General features: G+C 63.0%; 9 protein-coding genes. All 9 read right to left on the bottom strand.

Features of this window, described 5'->3' with window-relative positions; all coding sequences use genetic code 11:
• Positions 1 to 9: 9 nt before the first annotated feature.
• Positions 10 to 1,677, bottom strand: coding sequence for a formate--tetrahydrofolate ligase (locus DW123_RS05830; RefSeq protein WP_118273172.1), 1,668 nt, complete (start codon positions 1,675 to 1,677; stop codon positions 10 to 12).
• A 144-nt stretch (positions 1,678 to 1,821) separates the two neighbouring features.
• Positions 1,822 to 2,889 carry a Holliday junction branch migration DNA helicase RuvB gene (gene ruvB / locus DW123_RS05825; RefSeq protein WP_118273173.1) on the bottom strand — a complete coding sequence of 356 codons (1,068 nt, stop codon included), beginning with the start codon at positions 2,887 to 2,889 and terminating at the stop codon, positions 1,822 to 1,824.
• Positions 2,889 to 3,509 (bottom strand): Holliday junction branch migration protein RuvA, encoded by a 621-nt coding sequence (gene ruvA, locus DW123_RS05820; RefSeq protein ID WP_118273174.1) that lies wholly within the window; start codon positions 3,507 to 3,509, stop codon positions 2,889 to 2,891. Before ruvA ends, ruvB begins: the two co-directional genes overlap by 1 nt.
• A complete protein-coding gene (gene ruvC / locus DW123_RS05815; protein ID WP_118273175.1) occupies positions 3,509 to 4,030 on the bottom strand; it encodes a crossover junction endodeoxyribonuclease RuvC in 522 nt (173 codons plus the stop codon). Before ruvC ends, ruvA begins: the two co-directional genes overlap by 1 nt.
• 137 nt (positions 4,031 to 4,167) lie before the next feature.
• Entirely contained in the window at positions 4,168 to 6,153 is a 1,986-nt protein-coding gene (locus DW123_RS05810; RefSeq protein ID WP_118273176.1) for a hypothetical protein, read from the bottom strand.
• A gap of 117 nt (positions 6,154 to 6,270) precedes the next feature.
• Positions 6,271 to 6,633, bottom strand: a complete 363-nt coding sequence (locus tag DW123_RS05805) for a desulfoferrodoxin family protein (RefSeq protein ID WP_117734444.1) — start codon at positions 6,631 to 6,633, stop codon at positions 6,271 to 6,273.
• A 165-nt stretch (positions 6,634 to 6,798) separates the two neighbouring features.
• Entirely contained in the window at positions 6,799 to 10,272 is a 3,474-nt protein-coding gene (locus DW123_RS05800) for an SNF2-related protein (protein ID WP_118273177.1), read from the bottom strand.
• Between the two features lie 161 nt (positions 10,273 to 10,433).
• Positions 10,434 to 14,237, bottom strand: coding sequence for a DNA polymerase III subunit alpha (gene dnaE, locus DW123_RS05795; RefSeq protein ID WP_117734442.1), 3,804 nt, complete (start codon positions 14,235 to 14,237; stop codon positions 10,434 to 10,436).
• Positions 14,238 to 14,409: 172 nt separating this feature from the next.
• A complete protein-coding gene (locus DW123_RS05790) occupies positions 14,410 to 18,042 on the bottom strand; it encodes a UvrD-helicase domain-containing protein (RefSeq protein WP_118273178.1) in 3,633 nt (1,210 codons plus the stop codon).
• Between the last annotated feature and the right edge of the window lie 3 nt (positions 18,043 to 18,045).

Genomic DNA, 18,045 nt, shown 5'->3' with positions numbered 1-18,045 from the left:
GCAGCAGGCTTAGAACAGGCCGGTGATGTTGCCGTCGTTGTCGACGTCGATGTTCTCGGCCGCGGGAACCTTGGGCAGGCCCGGCATGGTCAGAACGCTGCCGGTCAGCGCGACCACAAAGTGGGCACCGGCGGAAACCTTGAGCTCGCGCACCGTGATGCGGAAGCCCTCAGGAGCGCCCAGCGCCTTGGCGTTGTCGCTAAAGCTGTACTGGGTCTTGGCAACGCACACCGGCAGGTTGCCAAAGCCGTTCTCGCGCAGCTCGGCGAGCTGGCGCTTGGCAGCCGGCGTAAAGTCGACGCCATCGGCGCGGTAGACCTTAGTGGCGACAGCCTCCAGGGCGTCGGCCACATCGGCACCGTCCTCGTAGGCAAACTTGAGCTCGCTCGGCTGCTCAATCAGGCGCATGACCTCATCGGCCAGATCGAGCGCGCCCTCGCCGCCCTTGGCCCAAACTTCGGACAGCTTCACGTTGACACCCAGCTTCTGGCACTCGGACTCGATGAGCGCAAGCTCGGCCTCGGTGTCCGTCGGGAAGCGGTTGATGGCGACCACACAGGGCAGACCGTAGACGTTCTGGATGTTGTCGACGTGGCGCAGCAGGTTGGGCATGCCGGCCTTGAGGGCCTCGAGGTTCTCCTCGTTGAGGTCGGCCTTGGCAACACCGCCGTTGTACTTAAGGGCGCGAGCGGTCGCGACAACCACGACGGCGTTGGGACGAACGCCCGTCATGCGGCACTTGATGTCCAGGAATTTCTCGGCACCCAGATCGGCACCAAAGCCGGCCTCGGTAATGGCGACATCGCCAAAACGCATAGCCATACGCGTGGCCATGATGGAGTTGCAGCCGTGGGCGATATTGGCGAAGGGACCGCCGTGGACAAACGCGGGCGTACCCTCGAGCGTCTGCACCAGATTGGGCTTGAGCGCATCCTTGAGCAGTGCGGCCATAGCTCCCTGGGCCTTAAGGTCGCGTGCGCGGACGGGCTCGCCGGCAAAGCTGTAGCCGACGACGATCTCGCCCAGGCGCTCCTTGAGGTCGCTGATGCTCGTAGACAGGCACAGAATTGCCATGACCTCGGAGGCAACAGTGATATCGAAGCCGTCCTCGCGCGGCACACCCTGGGCCTTACCGCCAATGCCGTCGATGACGTGGCGCAGCTGACGGTCGTTCATATCGACGACGCGCTTCCAAGTGATACGTTTAACATCGATACCGAGCTGGTTGCCTTGCTGAATATGGTTGTCGAGCATGGCGGCCAGCAGGTTATTGGCGGCGCCAATAGCATGGAAGTCGCCGGTAAAGTGCAGGTTGATGTCCTCCATGGGGATGACCTGCGCCCAGCCGCCACCGGCGGCACCGCCCTTCACGCCAAACACGGGACCGAGCGAAGGCTCGCGCAGGGCCACGGCGCTCTTGACGCCGCGACGACGCAGGCCGTCGGCCAGACCGATGGTCGTGGTGGTCTTGCCCTCGCCCGCAGGCGTTGGGTTGATAGCGGTCACGAGGACGAGCTTAGCCTGGTGATCAGTCGGCTCGTTGAGCAGTGAATAGTCGACCTTAGCCTTGTCGAAGCCATACGGAATAAGGTGCTTAACGTCGACGCCGGCGTTCTTGGCCACCTCGGTAATAGGCAGCGGCGTGATAGAACGTGCGATTTCGATGTCAGTAGGCATGGGCGGTCCTTTCGTTACCGAATGAGAAAAAGACCAATTCAGCATAGCACGGGCGCGCAATAGTAAAACACCCATAACCGATGAACGGCGATTTGTTTACCCGATGCCCAGCGATAGCCCAACAGCCCGCCATAACAAAGCGCCCTAAACGGTAGGTTCAATCCCCAGGTGCTCAAAGGTACGAAGCGTTGCCTGGCGGCCCTGGGGCGTGCGAATCATCAACCCGCACTGCAGCAGATACGGCTCATAGACATCCTCAAGCGTTCCCGGGTCCTCGCCCACCGCGCTGGCAAGGGTCGTAAGTCCCACGGCACGACCGGAAAACGTCTTGGCAAGCGTCTCCAAGATACGAATATCCATCCAGTCCAAGCCAAGCTCGTCGATCTCGAAAAACTCGAGCGCCTGACGGCAGATATCGAGCTCGATGGGGCCGCTGCCGCGCACCTGCGCGTAATCGCGCACGCGCTTGAGCAGGCGATTGGCAAGGCGTGGCGTGCCGCGCGAACGCGAGCCGATCTCGAGCGCACTGGGATGGTCGATCGTCACGCCCAGGATAGTCGCCGAGCGCGTCACAATCTGGGCGAGCTCCTCGACCGTGTAGTAGTCCAGGCGATATGAAATGCCAAAGCGGTCGCGCAACGGGCCGGTCAACATGCCCGAACGGGTCGTTGCCGCTACCAGCGTAAACTTGGGAATATCCAAGCGAATCGAGCGCGCAGCCGGACCCTTGCCGATCACGATATCGAGCGCAAAGTCCTCCATCGCGGGATACAGAACTTCCTCGACCGAACGGTTGAGGCGGTGGATCTCGTCGATAAACAGCACGTCACCCGGCTGCAGGTTGGTAAGGATAGCCGCCAGGTCGCCGGTACGCGCAATAGCGGGGCCGCTCGTCGTCTTGATCTGAGCGCCCAGCTCGTTGGCGATAACCGTAGCCAGCGTGGTCTTGCCCAGACCCGGAGGGCCCGAGAAGATCACGTGGTCGAGCGTCTCGCCACGGCTCTGTGCAGCCTCGATCAGCACGCGCAGGCTCTGCTTGATATGCTCCTGACCGCAGTAGTCATCCAAGCGCTGGGGACGCAGGGTACGGTCGACATCGAGGTCCTCCGGCGTCAGCTCCGAGCCCACCATGCGCTCACCGTGCGCCATGGATGCCGCCGGCGAGTTGCCGGGCGTCGCCCACAGGTCCTGAGAGTCATCGGCTTCCCACATCACGCATCCATTCCAAGTCGCTTAAGCGCCGCGCCGAGCAGATCCTCGACACGCATATTCTGCCCATCATACCCGCTCAGGGCAACATCGGTCTCCTGCGGGCTAAAGCCCATGGAGAGGAGCGCCGCGCGGGCATCGTCGATGGCCGAGGGAGCGGCGGCGGGCACGGGCATCGAAACCTGACCGGGAATCACATCGACCGGCACAAAGCCCTTGTCCTTGGCAAAGGTGCTCTTGAGCTCCAGGATCAGACGTTGCGCGGTCTTTTTGCCCACACCGGGCACCTTGGCCATGCCCTTGTCGTCCTCGGCCATCACCAGCGAATACAATTGCCCCACGGTATAGGTGGAAAGCACGGCGAGCGCCAAGCGCGGGCCAACGCCCGAGACAGACACGAGCCGGTCAAACATCGTGCGCTCATCCTTAGAGGAAAAACCGAAAAGTGTCATGGCGTCCTCGCGCACCTGCATACGCGTGTAGAGGCGGACCTCGCCGCCGGGCGTCGGCAACGTGGCCGCAGTGCTGCCCGAGATGCCGAGCTCAAAGCCAACGCCCGACACATCGACGACAGCAGAGCTCATCGTGGCCTCGACAAGCGTTCCGTGGAGCTGGGAGATCATCAGTATCCGGTTCCTCTCTGTTGATAGAACTCGCCGCCGGTAAGCGCCCGGGTGCGGCTGAGGTTAACGTGGCAGATGGCGCAGGCCAGGGCATCGGCGGCATGGTCGGGATGCGGGTCGTGATCGAGCTGCGTGAGCGTGCGCACCATGTAGGCGACCTGCCGCTTATCTGCGGCACCGGTACCCACCACAGCCTGCTTGATCTGCATAGGCGTGTACTCGCCGATCTCGAGCGCGCACTCCGAAAGCGCCACGAGCGCAGCACCGCGGGCATGCGCCGTGGGGATGGCCGAGCGGACGTTAGCGCCAAAGTAGATGCTCTCGATAGCAGCGGTATCGGGACGGTAGCGTTCGACGACGCCCTTGAGGTCGCGGGCGATATGTGACAGGCGCCCCGCGAGCGGACTTCCAGCACTGGTCTCGATGCAGCCATAGGCACGACAGCGAACCTCGCCACGCCGCTCCTCGATAATCCCCCAACCCGTATGGGCCAAACCGGGGTCGATACCCAAGATAACCAAGCCAGCCTCCCCTCGCCAAAAGCACGGCGCAAGGCAAGGCCTCGCGCATCATTCACGAACGTCTGTTCTAGAATAACACAACGGGGTCAAGATGCTTAGTTGAAGTATCGGGGTTGGGAGCGAATCCCATCCCCAGTTTAGTTCTGCGAGAAGAATGGGAACTGTCGGGGATCAACCGGCGGATGCGGCATCGGGCCACCCTGGGGACCACCTTGCGAGCCGCCCTGTCCGCCCATCATCTTATCGATGGCGTCCTGAACCTCGCCCTCGAACTTCTTCATTCCCTCGTGCAAACGACGCTGACCGTCCTCAGAGCGCAGCTCCTCCATCTGCTCGGGCGAAATACCCAGTAGCTCGCCCAGTATGCCCATCATCTCGCCGCGCATACGCTCACTCGTATCCTCGTCAGCAAAACGGCGCACCTCGGCGCGCGCCAGCGAATCGACCGACATACGCTCCTTGCCGTTAAGCCCCAGGTCGGACCACGCGAGCATGTACGGCCAAGAGCGCTCGGCAAACGAGCGGGATGAGACGATCGGTGCCGTCGGCAACATGCGGCGGGCAGCCTCACCCTGTCGAACGAGCATCAGCAGCAGCGAGCAGGCCTCAGGCTTGCCAGCGGCCATCGGAATGTCGTCGAAAGATCGATTGCGGTCCACGTGCGCCTCGAGTGCACCATCGACCTCACCCGGCTCAAGCCCGCCGAGCAGCTGTGCCGCGCGGTCGAGCATATCGACCGGACCGTCAAGCGTCGAGAGCGCCTGCGCCAGCACTCGCTCCATACAATCTTCCACCGCGTTGAGCGTCACGAGCTCTTGGGGCACCACGGCAGACGTGCGGTTGCGCACACGCGCCACAAACTCAAGCGTCGACAGGTACACATCGCCAAAGGGTGCAAAATCGCCCTGGTAGCCGCCGGAAAGCGCGGGCGCCGCCAGCGCGTACTCAGTCTTGGAAAGCGGACTCAGTGCCATAGCACCCAGCTCGAGCGCCGTATCCTCCAGCATGAGGCCCAGCGCGCGCGAACGCAGACGCTCGGCATCGCCCGCCGACACGTCGCGATCGAGCACACGCGCCGCATCCGGTGCATCGCGCTCGACAGTGCGAATGTGCAGACGCTCGGCGATGGCGCGGACGGCGGCACAGCGGGCGGCCTCCACCTTCTCCTGCGCCGGCGTAAAAATACGGTTGCGCCCCAGCACCAGGCCAATCACATTACGCGGGCCCAGAGCGTCGACGGCCAGCGCCGCCAGCAGGGACGACGGCAAGTCACCCTCGAGTGCCACCACAGCACGCGACGCACCGTGGGCTCGGGCGTTGTCGCGCACGGCGAGCACCAGTGCCTGCCACAGCCACTCCTCGGAACGGAACTCGGGCAGTTCGTGATCTTCCAGGGCATCGAGCATCACGCCGCGCTGAATCTCCTGAACCAGCAGGCTCTCCTCAAAACACGGCGCCTGGGCCACCACGCGACCGCAGTCGTCGAGCACAAACGAACCGCCGGTATACACCGACTCGTCATAGGCACCGACCGGCGCCATGCAGGCAAACCACACGCTGCGCTTGGATGCGATCTTGCGGTAGGCGCCGCTGCGAACGGCGGCAATGGCGGCAGTCTCGCGGTCGGTCATGTCAAACGCATTGAATTGGAAATACGCAATGAGGTCGACACCGGTCGGCAACATCTCGAGTTCGTGGTCCAAGTCAAAAATCACGGCGATGCGCACGCCGTCCACGTCGAACACCGGCGGCGCCCAACGCGTGTCGTTGTTCTCGCCACGCTGCAGGGCAATGCTCGAACGCGCCGGCACCACATGACCGTCCTTAAGCATCATGTAGTCGAGCAGCGGCTGGCCCTCAAACGAAACCGCCGCGGGCACGATGCAGATCATGTCAAGCTCCTGGATACGCTCGGCGACACCAGTCAAGCCGGCAAGCATGTCGTGCTCAAAGTCGGCAGCGCCCACCAGGCCGCCGGGCAGGGCGCCCATAAAGAGCGGGGCCGGAACGCACAGCACACGCGCGCCGCGCTCATGAGCCAGGCGAGCCTGGTCCTCGATGCGGCCGCAAATGCCCTCAATATCACCCAGGCGCATATCGATCTGTGCAAGTGCGAGCTTCATGGCCCAGCCCTTTCCGTCGTAAATCGTCGTTATCGTAGTAAAAGCGCCGGCCGCATAATGCAGCCGGCGCTCGCATGTGCATATGCTAGCTATGATACCCCGAGCGGGGGCGCGCTCCTAGAACGTCGCGGACCACAGCCCATGCAGGTTGCAATAGGCATAGACGGTACCGGTCTTGGAGCCGCCGGCAAAAAACGTCGCGGGCTTCATGCCGGGCTCAAGGTAATGGACCTCCAGGCGGCCTTCGGCCTCAAGGGCAATCCACTCGATGTAGTGCTCGGGCAGCATGGGGTGCTCCGTCGAGCCAACGCGTGCGCGAATCACGTGACCGTCACGCTCGGTCTCGACGACGGGCACGTGCTTCTCGTGCGCCGCGTCCTCGGTGTTCGCGGTCAGCTCCGTGCAGCCGGCAGGGGTTGCAACGTCGTTGCCGAGAGCGGCGATGAGCTTACCGTCGGGATCCTTAAAGAATTTCGCCATGATGTTCTCCTTTGCTGATGTGCCAATATTCCTGATGGTTCTTATGCCCAAATGCAGACAAACCATCCACGGCATAGCAAATGAACACATAACGGATCAGGCAAGCGGTCGGGCCAAAATGCGTCGACCGTCCTGCCCACTCCAGCAATCCCACCCCGCGCGCAGCTAGCGCCCGTCGCCGCCGAGCAGTGTCAGAACATCTTCGCGGGCAAACAGCGCCGACGAGATGCCGTCGCCGCCGAGCACGCTGTTGACCAGATCGCGCTTGGACTCCTGCATCTGCATAATGCGTTCCTCGATCGTGTCCTTGGCGATGAGCTTGTACACGGTCACGGTGTGTTGCTGGCCAATACGATGCGCGCGGTCGGTCGCCTGATCCTGTGCGGCCACGTTCCACCACGGGTCGTAGTGAATGACCACGTCGGCCGCCGTCAGGTTAAGGCCCACGCCGCCCGCCTTGAGCGAAATCAAAAAGACCGGAACCTCGCCCGCTTGGAACTGTGCGACCATCTTGGCGCGGCTCTCCTTAGACGAAGCGCCCGTGAGCTTAAGGAAAGCGATGTCCTCCTTGGCCAAGCGCTTACCGATGATATCGAGCATGCCCGTAAACTGGCTGAACAACAGGATGCGATGCCCGCCGTCGAGGGCGCCGTACACGAGCTCCATGCACGTATCGAGTTTGGCGCTCCCCGCCTTGTAATCCTCGTAGTGTAGACGCGGGTCGCAGCAGATCTGGCGCAGCTTGGTAAGCTCGGCGAGCACCTTGAGCTTGTCTTTCTTAAACTCGGATGCTTCGCGATGCTGCACCTGCTGGGCGATGCGGTCCTGGTTGGCCAGGTAGAGCTTGCGCTGCTCGCCGGTGAGCTGCGCCATGACCGTATCCTCGATCTTTTCTGGCAGATCGGCCACCACGTCTTCCTTGACACGACGCAGCACAAACGGCGATACGAGCGCCTGCAGGCGGGCGGCGCTGTCGCCCTCGGCATGCTCGACGGGACTCTCAAAGCGCTTGGCAAATGAGTCTCGCGTGCCCAGAAGGCCCGGCATCAAAAAGTCGAAGATACTCCAGAGCTCGGACAGGCGGTTTTCGATAGGCGTTCCCGTCAAGGCAAAGCGCACGCCGGCCGGCAGGCGCTTTGCGGCGCGCGCCACCTGGGTGAGTGGGTTTTTAATGTACTGGGCCTCGTCGAGCACCACGCGGGCAAAATCCTGCCCGGCGTACTCATCGATATCGCGGCGCATAAGGTCATACGACGTCACGACCACGTTATGCTCGGCCACGCCGGCAATCTGCACGCGGCGCTGCGCCTTGGCGCCCACGATGGCGCACACATCGAGCGAGAGCGCAAAGCGCTCCAGCTCGGCAGTCCAGTTGTACACGAGTGAGGCCGGGCATACCACGAGCGTGGGCTTGGTGTCCCCCGCCTCCACGCGCGCCAGGATATGCGCGATCATCTGGAGCGTTTTGCCCAGGCCCATGTCGTCGGCCAAGATGCCGCCAAGGCCTAGGTGTTCGAGCGAGCCGAGCCACTGGTATCCGTCGACCTGATAGCCGCGCAGCGTGGCCTTGAGCGAGGCGGGCACCGTAAAGTCCATCTTGCCGAGCGTGTCCAGGCGCTCGACGGTACGACGGAACGCGGCGTCGCGATCGGCCTCGAGCGCCGGCGTGTGCGCAAGCATGCTATCGACAAACAGGGTACTCGACGCGGGAAGCGACACACCGTCGAGCAGGTCGACAGCATCGACACCCAGGTCCTCGGCGAGGCCAAACGCGGCTCGGGCTCCCTCGTCCAGGCGAATGATGTCGCCGGACGTAAGGCGCGCAAACGTTTGATGACGCTTGTACGAATCGAGATAGACGGCAAGGTCTGCCGCGGAAAGCCCGCTCGCGCCCAACTCGACGTCGAGCAAGTTGCTCTTAACGGTGGCGCGCACCGAAAGTTTGGGTGCAGGGCGCACCGAGATCTGGCGCAGGCGGTCGCTGAGCATAACCTCGCCCAACTCGGACAGGGCAGACAGGCCCTCGGTCAGCAGGCAGAACAAGCTCTCGTCATCGCGCTCCTCAAACGCCAGGCCGCCCTCGTAGAAATCGAAGTACAGGGCCGCCGTGTCCATAACGCGAAACTCCGCCACCTCGTCGCGCGGCGGAACGCCCGGGCGCCGCTCTTCGAAGGGGCTGCCCGGAGCGCCCAGGCTAAAGAGATCTGCCGACCAGTCGCCGTAGGTAACCGTAATTATGCAGGTCACGAGCCCATCGTCGACGCCAATCTCAAAATGGAAGCTCGCCTCGGGTGCCACGGCATCAAGGGCGGCGGGAGCGGTCAGGTCGGTGTAGTCGCGCAAGATCGGCAGCGCCATGCGGCAGAACTCGCCCACCTGGTCGGCGGCGATATGGGCCGGCGTGCGGCAGGGCAACAAGCGCGACAGGAACGACGCCGCGTGTTGGGCAAACGCCGCGTCGGTACGGCGCGCGCGGCGTGTGTCGACCAGGTAGGCAACGTTGTCCGAGGCGAAACAATACATATCGGCCGGCAGGCGCAGGTCATAGCTACCTCCCGCCGCCGGAGCAATCTTTGCGGCGAGGAGCGGTGGGCGGCAAGTCGGGGCTTCGTCCTCTCCCTGCGGCGACGGCTCGACCGCCACCTCGTAGGAGCGATGCGTCGTCGTCCCCCGCGACCAGGCAGGCTCAAAGGAAATGGTCCTACCGCGCAGCAGGTCCAGCACGGACACGATGGAATACTCGGATAGCGGCAACTGACGCTCGGTGACAAAACCGCTGCGGGCAAAGTCGTACGACGCCGAGCGCGAACTCGTGATGTCGCTCAGGTAGGCAACCGTCATCGTGACAAGGTCGAGCAACTTTGTCGACACGTCATCGAAGGCCTCGGGCACATGGGCAAACGTAAGCTTCTTGCCGTAAGAAAATGTGCCGCCGCGCACATAGGCATCGGCCATGCCGTCGATATCCTTAACCACATAGGACACCGAACCGCAGCGGATGCGAAACTCGAGCGCCCAGCTAAAGCGCTCGCCAAACAGCGGATTGTAGTACGGCACCAACGAGGGCTCCAGCACCGCTTTGGGAGCATCGGGATCAATGGCGCCGGCGAGCTTGCGACGCATGACCACGAGCTCGTCCATGCGCGCTTCCGACAGATCGGAGAGCGCCGCCATAAGGCTCGGGCTCGTGGGAACGGGCGCCGGGAAGGGAAAGTTAGGGTTGACCGCGGATGCGGTGGGCGCGGGGCGGGCGGACTGCTTGGATTGTGCGGGCGGTACCGTAGTCGTGCGAACCGGCGTGCGCAAGCCCTCGACGGGCTCGGCGCCACTGGCATCCAGATACGCCAACGCCGTGGCGATAGCGTGTTTGCACATGCCGGAATAGCGAAAGGCGGCCGGGCAATCGCAGTCGTAGTCGACAACCTCGTGCTCGTCCATGTCGAGCGCCACGTGCGTCTTGTACAGGTCGCCGCGCGAGCCGCGCACCGAGCCCTCGACCGTCACGTTTTTGGAGAAGCGTGAGCCGCTGTCCTCAATCGACAGCACGGCGCCATTGAGCATGAGCGAGCGCCCCTTCATAAAGGTGCCGCTCAACGCCGCCTCTTTGCGAAGCGCCTGCACAAACGTCCCCTGTGCCATCACTTCCTCCAATCCACACAGGGTAGCTAATTTGGGACGGGGCTATTTTAGCTACCCCCATATGTCGGTTGAGACGCATTCCGACCCCGACTCATTCGCCGTCAGTCAAAGGATAGCTAAAATAGCCCCGTCCCAAATTAGCTACCCCGGCAAAGGCACCCCTAGATAACCGTCACGCGGCCTTGGTTGCCAACGATGGCCTTGGCCTCGGCCAGCAGCGGAATCGAGCGCGCGTTGACCTTGGCCGGTACCTCGGCACGCAACACGCGCCCGTCCACCTGCTCGATAAAGATCTCCACGCGGTCGCCGCCCGGGTTGGTGGTGAGCACCGTGGCCAGGCGCGCCATATTGCCCTGGCTAAAGCGGCTGTTGGGCACCATGACCTCAAACACCCTGGGCTTGTTGTTCTCCTCGTTAAGCTCCAGCGGCACGATTTCCTGCGCGATGATCTGGTCGCCGCGATCCGAGCGCTCGAGCTTGCCCTTAATGCGCACAAACGCATCGGACAGCTGCGCGCCGGTCTCGGGATCAACCTCGCCGTACAGATACCCCTCAGCCTCCTTGTAGGTCTTGGGGAACACCACGACCGTGGCCTCGCCTTCCATGTCCTCGAGCTGCACAATGCCCATGGGGTCGCCGTTTTTGGTCACGCGCTTGGACACGCTCGAGACCATACCGGCCCACCACAGCGCCTTGCCCTCGGGAATCTCCTGGTTGATGGTACCGCCCGTGGGGTTTTGCACCTCGTAGCCGGTGTCGATCTGCGAGAACGAGAAGTCGCGTGCTTTGCTAAGTGCATACTCAAACGGACGCAGCGGGTGGTCCGAAACATAGATGCCCAGAACTTCCTTCTCCTGGCTCAGCTTAAGATGGCGGTCCCACTCCTGGCCATCCGGATCGGGCACGCTCACCTCAAAGCCCGAGCCCTCAACGTCGCCAAACATATCGAAAAACGACGTCTGGCCGCTCGCGCGATCCTTCTGGCGCTTCACCGCGGCATCGATGATGTTCTCGGGGTTGTTCTTGTCCACAAAGTGCATCATCTGGCGACGCGGATACCCCGTGGAGTCGAAGGCGCCTGCCTTGATCAGGGATTCGATCACGCGGCGGTTGGCCTGGCTCGAGTCCACGCGCTCGACAAAGTCGTGCAGCGTCTTAAACGGACCGCCCGCCTCGCGCTCAGCGATAATCGCCTGCGCAACGCCGGTGCCCACGCCTCGAATGCCGGCCAGACCAAAGCGCACGCCCTCCTTAGTAGCCGTGAACTCGGTACCGGACTCGTTGACATCTGGCGAAAGCACAGGAATGCCGTCGTGACGGCATGCCGAGACGTAGTGCACGATCTTGTCGGTCTTGCCCGTATAGGACGTCAGAACGGCCGCCATGTACTCGTGCGGATAGTGCGCCTTGAGCCACGCCGTCTGCATAACCAGAATGGCGTAGCCGGCGGAGTGCGACTTGTTGAAGGCGTAGGACGCGAACTCGAGAACATCGTCCCAAATCTTCTGGGCGACCTCGCGCGTGTAGTTGTTCTTGATGGCGCCATTCATCCAGTGGTCGTAGGTGGTCTCGTCCGATCCATCCTCCCAGTGCAGCACCGTCGACGTGAGCAGCTTGATCTTTTTCTTAGCCACGGGCTTACGGATACGCGAGTCCGATTCGCCCTTGGAGAAGCCGCACATCTCGACGGAGATGAGCATAACCTGCTCCTGGTAGACCATGGTGCCGTAGGTTTCGCCCAGGATGTCGTCCAGACGGTCGTCATAGGAGACGGCCGGCTCCTTGCCGTTCATACGGTTGATGTAGGACGAAACCATGCCGGCGCCCAGCGGGCCCGGGCGGTACAGAGCGATCAATGCCACGACGTGCTTGTACTCGGTGGGCTTCATGTTCTTGATCGTGGCCGTCATGCCGGCGGACTCGACCTGGAAGACGCCGGCGGTATGGCCGGAGCCCATGAGCTTAAAGATCTCGGGATCGTCAAAGGGAATCTCTTCCTCTTTGATGTCGATGCCGAAGTTCTTTTTGATGTTTGCCTTGGCCTTGGAGATAACCGTCAGCGTACGCAGGCCCAAGAAGTCCATCTTGAGCAGACCCATGTCGGCGACGGTATGGCCCTCGTACTGGGTAATCTCGACGCCGCCCTTGGTATCGAGCTTGGTAGGCACGTGCTCGTTGACGGGGTCGCGGCAGATCAGAACGGCGCACGCATGCACGCCCTCGCCACGGGTGAGGCCCTCGATCGAGAGCGCCGTGTCGATGATGCGTCGGGCGTCGTCGTCCTTTTTATATGCCTCGGCAAAATCGGGGTTAAACAGATCCTCTTTGCCGGGTTGCTTTTCGAGCACCTGCTTGAGCTTGACCTTGGGGTCGCTCGAGACCATCTTGGACAGGCGCTGGCCCATATAGACCGGGTAGTCCAGAACGCGTGCGGCGTCGTTGATGGCCTGCTTGGCCTTAATGGTCGAGTAGGTGATGACGTGGGTGACCTTCTCGGGGCCGTAGAGCTGGCGAACGTGCTCCACGACCTCGAGGCGCCGCTCATCGTCGAAGTCCATATCGATATCGGGCATCTCGGTACGCTGCGGGGAGAGGAACCTCTCGAACATCAGACCGTTCTCGAGCGGGTCGAACGCGGTGATGTTCATGGCGTAGGCGACGATAGCGCCGGCGGCCGAGCCACGGCCGGGACCGACGCCGATACCGTTGTCCTTGGCCCATTGCACGTACTCAGCAACGATCAAGAAGTAGGCGGCAAAGCCCTTGTCGCAAATGACCTTGTATTCGTACTCAAAGCGCTCTTTGATGTTGACGCCGCCGATCTCGCGCGTGGCCCAGTCATCGCCGTAGTGCTGGCGCAGGCCCTTCTCGCACTCGCGGCGGAACTGGCTCTCATGCGTCTCGCCGGGATCGAGCAGCGGGAAGCGCGGCAGGATGATAGAGTCCCAGTCCAGCTCCACGTAGCACTTGTCAGCGATCTCGAGCGTGTTGTCGCAGGCCTCGGGGCAATACGGGAACATCGCCCGCATCTCCTCCTCGGTCTTCATATAGAACTCCGAGCCGGTCATGCGCATGCGGTTGGGGTCGTCGACCTTGGCGTTCATACCGATGCACATGATGACGTCCTGCACGGGCGCGTCCTCGCGGCGCAGGTAGTGGAAGTCGTTGGTGGCGATGACCTTGACACCCACCTGCTTGGCAATATCGATGAGCGTGCGGTCCATCTGCTCGTCAGTCAGGCCGTTGTCGGTGGTAATGCCGTGTTCCTGAATCTCGATATAGAAGTCGCCGGGGTCGAAGGTATCGCGGAAGGTCTCGGCCCACTCGATGGCGCCTTCCATGTCGCCGCGGTCGATGTACTTGGGGATGATGCCCGCGATGCAGGCGCTGGTGCAGATCATGCCCTTGGCATGGCGGCGCAGATTGTCGAGCGTCACGCGCGGCTTGTAGTAAAAGCCCTGCACGGCGGCCTCGGAGACCGTCTGCATCAGGTTGACGTAGCCCTCTTGGTCCTTGGCCAAAAGGATCATGTGGTAGAGCTCGGGCTTATGGTCGCGGGCGAGCGTCTCGTCCGGCGTAAAGTAGACCTCGCAGCCAAAGATGGGCTTGATAACCAGAGGCGGCTTGAGCTCGTCGATATTGCCCTTCTCGTCCCACATGGCCATGTCCTTCACATACTGGGCATGCTCGCGCGGGTTTTCCTCGGGATCGGGCTCCACCAGCTCGTCGCGGCGGTCCTTTTCCAAGAAGGCCTTGTCGTGGCTCCAGGTTTTGTACTCGGGCGTGTTGTGGTTGACGGCGTCGCAGGCCAGCGCCAGGTCGGGCACGCCATACATGTAGCCGTGGTCGGTAATGGCCACGGCGGGCATGCCAAGCTCAACGGCACGGTTGACCATATCCTGGATACGGGTTGCGCCGTCGAGCATGGAGAAAACAGTGTGGTTGTGCAGATGGACGAATGCCATGTGATGAGCTCCGATGCGGGTTCGTGTTCTGACTGAACGATTTTACCGCACGGCACGGACAGCACCCGAACCTAGCCAAACCCACACGGGTAGCTAAAATAGCCCCGTCCCAAATTAGCTACCCCTGAGCTGCGGTGGAATCGGGAGGGATTCCACCGCACGCTGTTGAGGGCTAAAGATTGTAGGTGACTACTTGAGGTTCGGCGGGTTCGACGAAGATGGTTGGATCCGGCTGTTCCACGCGGACGAACTTGACGGTCACGGCCTCAAAGCCCGCCTTGTGCAACACATCGGCGTAGACGCGCGCCTGCAGGGCGTGCTTCTCCTGCAGCTGTTCCGGCGTCTCATCCGGTGTGCCGCCCGTCTTGTAGTCGATGACCAGCGCGCGTGACGAATCCGCCGGGTTCGTTGCCAACGCATCGATGGCGCCCTCGGCATACGTGCCGTAGCGGGCAATGTCCTCGTCCTCGCAGCCCAGCGAGAAGAACGGTACCTCGGCACGGACGCACGGCCAGGCAAGCAGCTCGGCACGGACCGCCGACCTGAGCCAGCGATTCAGGGCAATGTCAAAACGCTCGCGCTGCTCCGGCGTCAGGCACCACAGGCGCGCCAGCGCATCGGCGCGCGCGGCGGGCAGTTCATTGGCGCCCATCTCGATGAGCCACTGGCAGGCAGCATGGAACGCCGAGCCCAAGGCCATGGGATTGCCGAGGGGCTCGGCAGCAACCACGTCCGCATCGGTCATCTCCGAGCCATCCGAGTCTTCATCATCGCCGGCCTCGTCCATGGGCACACGCGTCTCGGCGGCACGATCTTCCGCCTCGGCATGCAGGGCCGCGGCGATCGATGAGTAGCTATACGAGTCACGCGCCGGGAACGGGCAGGTGCCCATGCGCACGCCCACCGCCTGGGGATACACGAGCTCAAACGAATCGGGCTCGGGGTCGGCAGGACCGGGAACGGCGGCGCGGGCATCTGCACCGGCACCCTCCGGCTCCGCATCGCCACGAACAAGCCTGCCCTCGGCATCCAGCGAAGCGTTAGCCTCAAAAGCCTGCTCGCCAAAGGTAAAGTCCGAAAGCGAAATGAGCTCGTAGTCGCCCGGCTGGGAGTTGTCGAACACCAGGCGGTCGGCATCGAGCTGCGGCAAGGCCTGCGCGTCGGTCGGCAAAATACGGCGCAGTACGTCGTAGGTCAGATCGGTCTCGACATCGAAGGTCGGCGCCGCCACCTTGCCACGGCTCACGCCGGCATCCATTGCCAGAATGACCAGCTCGCGTGCACGCGTCATGGCGACATAGAGCAAGCGGGCCCGCTCCTCGAGCGAAAGCTGCAGGTCGTCGTTGCGCAGGCGAGCAAATGCCTCGGCGGGAGAACCCGTCGCACAGACGTCCTCCATGAGCTCCGGCGGCAACCATAGCGACGTGCCCTTACCCTTAAACGCATGCTCAAACTGCTTTTTGACGTCATCGCCCTTCACAAAGGTTCCGTCCGCAAGCTTAACGCCGTCGAAGCGTGCCGGCAGCGCCACGACCTGCGCTCCGCCCTCGACGCGACCCATCTGTGCCGCGCCCGAGGACTTACGCACGCCAAAGCACTCGGCGACCGCCACGACCGGATATTCCAGACCCTTGGAGGCGTGCACCGTCATGATGCGCACCGCGCCGTCGCCCTCCTCGTTGAGGGCGCCTGGGGCCTCCTTGCCCGCCAGGAAGCGATTGAAGGCAAGCGCAATGGAGCGCGGAGAATTGCCGAACTCGGCCTCCGCCTCGGTCACGGCATCGAGCGCCTTGAGCACGTTGGCGGCGATGGCCTTGCCCTCGGGGCCGCGCTGCGCTAGACGCACAAACCAGCCGGAGGCGTTGACCACGTCGCGCGCGATGGAGGCGAACGAATCGCGACCCACACGACGAAGCGCATACCGCAGTACCTCGCGGGCGCGCGTCACCAGTGGCAAGCCCTGCAAGCCGGGCACATCGGAATCGCTCATGATGCCCGCATCGATGTTGCGGCGCGAGGTCTCCCCCGTCTGGTCGTCCAGCTTGGTCGCCAGCGCCAGGAACTCCTGGGCGCCCAGCGCAAACATCGGCGATGCCAGCAGCGGCATAAGGCCCTGCGCCGTATCGGCCGGGTTGGCAAGCGCGCACACCAGGGCACGCACCGTTTGGACCTCGGCAGCCTGGGCAAAGACCGAGCCGCCTGCGATCACGCAGTCGAGCCCCTGGTCGCGGAAGGCCTGGGCGTAGACGTCGGCGTTGGTCATGCGGCCCAGTAGCAGCACCATGCCGCCCTGGGGCTGGCCCGCTTTAACGAGCGCTTGGAACCGCTCCGCAATCGCACGAGCTTTCGCCTGCGTTCGCTCCTGGGTGCTGCCGCCGGCAACGAGCAGCGCCTGGCGGCGCGAAGCCTTTGCCTTGAGCTTGTCCTCGCGATCGTCACTCGGCTCAAGATCCAAGAACCCCTGCATCAAACCACCGGTATCGCCGTCAAAGACGCGTGCCACATAGCGCAGCACCTCGTCGTGGCTGCGGAAGTTGCGTACAAGCTTGACGAGCTCGCCGGCGGGGGCGTCGGCCACGGCAGTCGTCTCGGACGCCGCCGTCGAGCCCACCTTGCGCTCCTGGCGACGGAACACCTCGACCTCTGCCCCACGAAAGCGATAGATGGACTGCTGCGCATCGCCCACGGTGCACAGCGCACGCTCACCCGCGCCGGTCAGGTAACGGATCAGGTCGACCTGCATCTGGTCGGTATCCTGAAACTCATCGATCATGACCATCTTAAAGCGGCCCTCATAGGCCGCTCGAATAGCCGGGTAGTCGCGCAGCGCCTCGTATGCCATGCGGAGCAGGTCGTTGTTATCGAGCGCGGACTGGTCAGCCTTGAGCGCGCGGTACTCCGCCTCCACAGCACGAGCAAGCCCCACCAGCGCATCGAGCGCCGGACCACCGCAGGCGAGCACGATATTGATAAACGCATCGGCAGCCTCCGCCTTGAGCAGCTCCACCTGCTCCTTAGGGAATGCCTTGCTCGCCCGAGGCATGGTGCACGACATCATGAGTCGCGCCGCATCCGCCATGGTCTTGCCGCTCGCCTCGAACGCATCGATGGCATCGAGCGCCACCTGCGCTTTCTCGGTCGCGGCCTTGCTTGCGCCCAGCGCCGCACGATAGGCATCGGCAAGGGCCGAAGTGTCGGCATGACCGTGTGCCACGCGCACGTCGTCCATGCCGCCCGGCAGCTGGCTCGAGAGCTCCAGCAGCTCGCGCACCAGGCCCTTGATGGTGGTGCCGGCGCCAAAAGGGCCGCCCTCGCCCGCCATGGGATACCAGGCGTAGAGGGCCTTGAGCGATGCCGCGAGCTCGGGGGCGGCATCGGGCGCCGTCGCGCGGGCCAGCACATGCTCAACAGCCTGATCCATAAGCTCGTCGGTATCGGTGAGTACCGTGAACTCGGGATCGATGCCCAGCTCCAACGCGTGTGCGCGCAGGATACGCGAGCACATGCCGTGAATGGTCGAGATCCATGCATCGTCGACGGTCAGGGCCTCCTCGTCCATGCCCTCGTCGATGAGCGCGCGGCGCACGCGGTCACGGATCTCGGCCGCGGCATCTTTGGTAAAGGTAATGGCGAGCACCTGGTCCAGATGCTCAACGAACGGACCGGATTCGGGCGAGAGCGCGTAGACGATGCGGCGCGTGAGGGTAAAGGTCTTGCCCGAACCGGCGCCCGCCGAGACAAACAGCGGACGGTCGAGCGTTTTGACAATCTGCAGCTGTTGCGGCATCAAAGTCGAAAGATCCATGGT

Source organism: Collinsella sp. AM10-26 (assembly GCF_003472525.1).
GTDB lineage: Bacteria > Actinomycetota > Coriobacteriia > Coriobacteriales > Coriobacteriaceae > Collinsella.
The sequence above is the reverse complement of the archived record's forward strand: the minus strand, read 5'-3'. Positions and strand labels throughout refer to the sequence as shown.

Bases quoted from the DNA above. Each gene is read 5' to 3' on its own strand.
- DW123_RS05830 (WP_118273172.1), bottom strand. From the start codon at position 1,677: ATGCCTACTGACATCGAAATCGCACGTTCTATCACGCCGCTGCCTATT.
- ruvB (WP_118273173.1), bottom strand. From the start codon at position 2,889: ATGTGGGAAGCCGATGACTCTCAGGACCTGTGGGCGACGCCCGGCAAC.
- ruvA (WP_118273174.1), bottom strand. From the start codon at position 3,509: ATGATCTCCCAGCTCCACGGAACGCTTGTCGAGGCCACGATGAGCTCT.
- DW123_RS05810 (WP_118273176.1), bottom strand. From the start codon at position 6,153: ATGAAGCTCGCACTTGCACAGATCGATATGCGCCTGGGTGATATTGAG.
- DW123_RS05805 (WP_117734444.1), bottom strand. From the start codon at position 6,633: ATGGCGAAATTCTTTAAGGATCCCGACGGTAAGCTCATCGCCGCTCTC.
- DW123_RS05800 (WP_118273177.1), bottom strand. From the start codon at position 10,272: ATGGCACAGGGGACGTTTGTGCAGGCGCTTCGCAAAGAGGCGGCGTTG.
- dnaE (WP_117734442.1), bottom strand. From the start codon at position 14,237: ATGGCATTCGTCCATCTGCACAACCACACTGTTTTCTCCATGCTCGAC.
- DW123_RS05790 (WP_118273178.1), bottom strand. From the start codon at position 18,042: ATGGATCTTTCGACTTTGATGCCGCAACAGCTGCAGATTGTCAAAACG.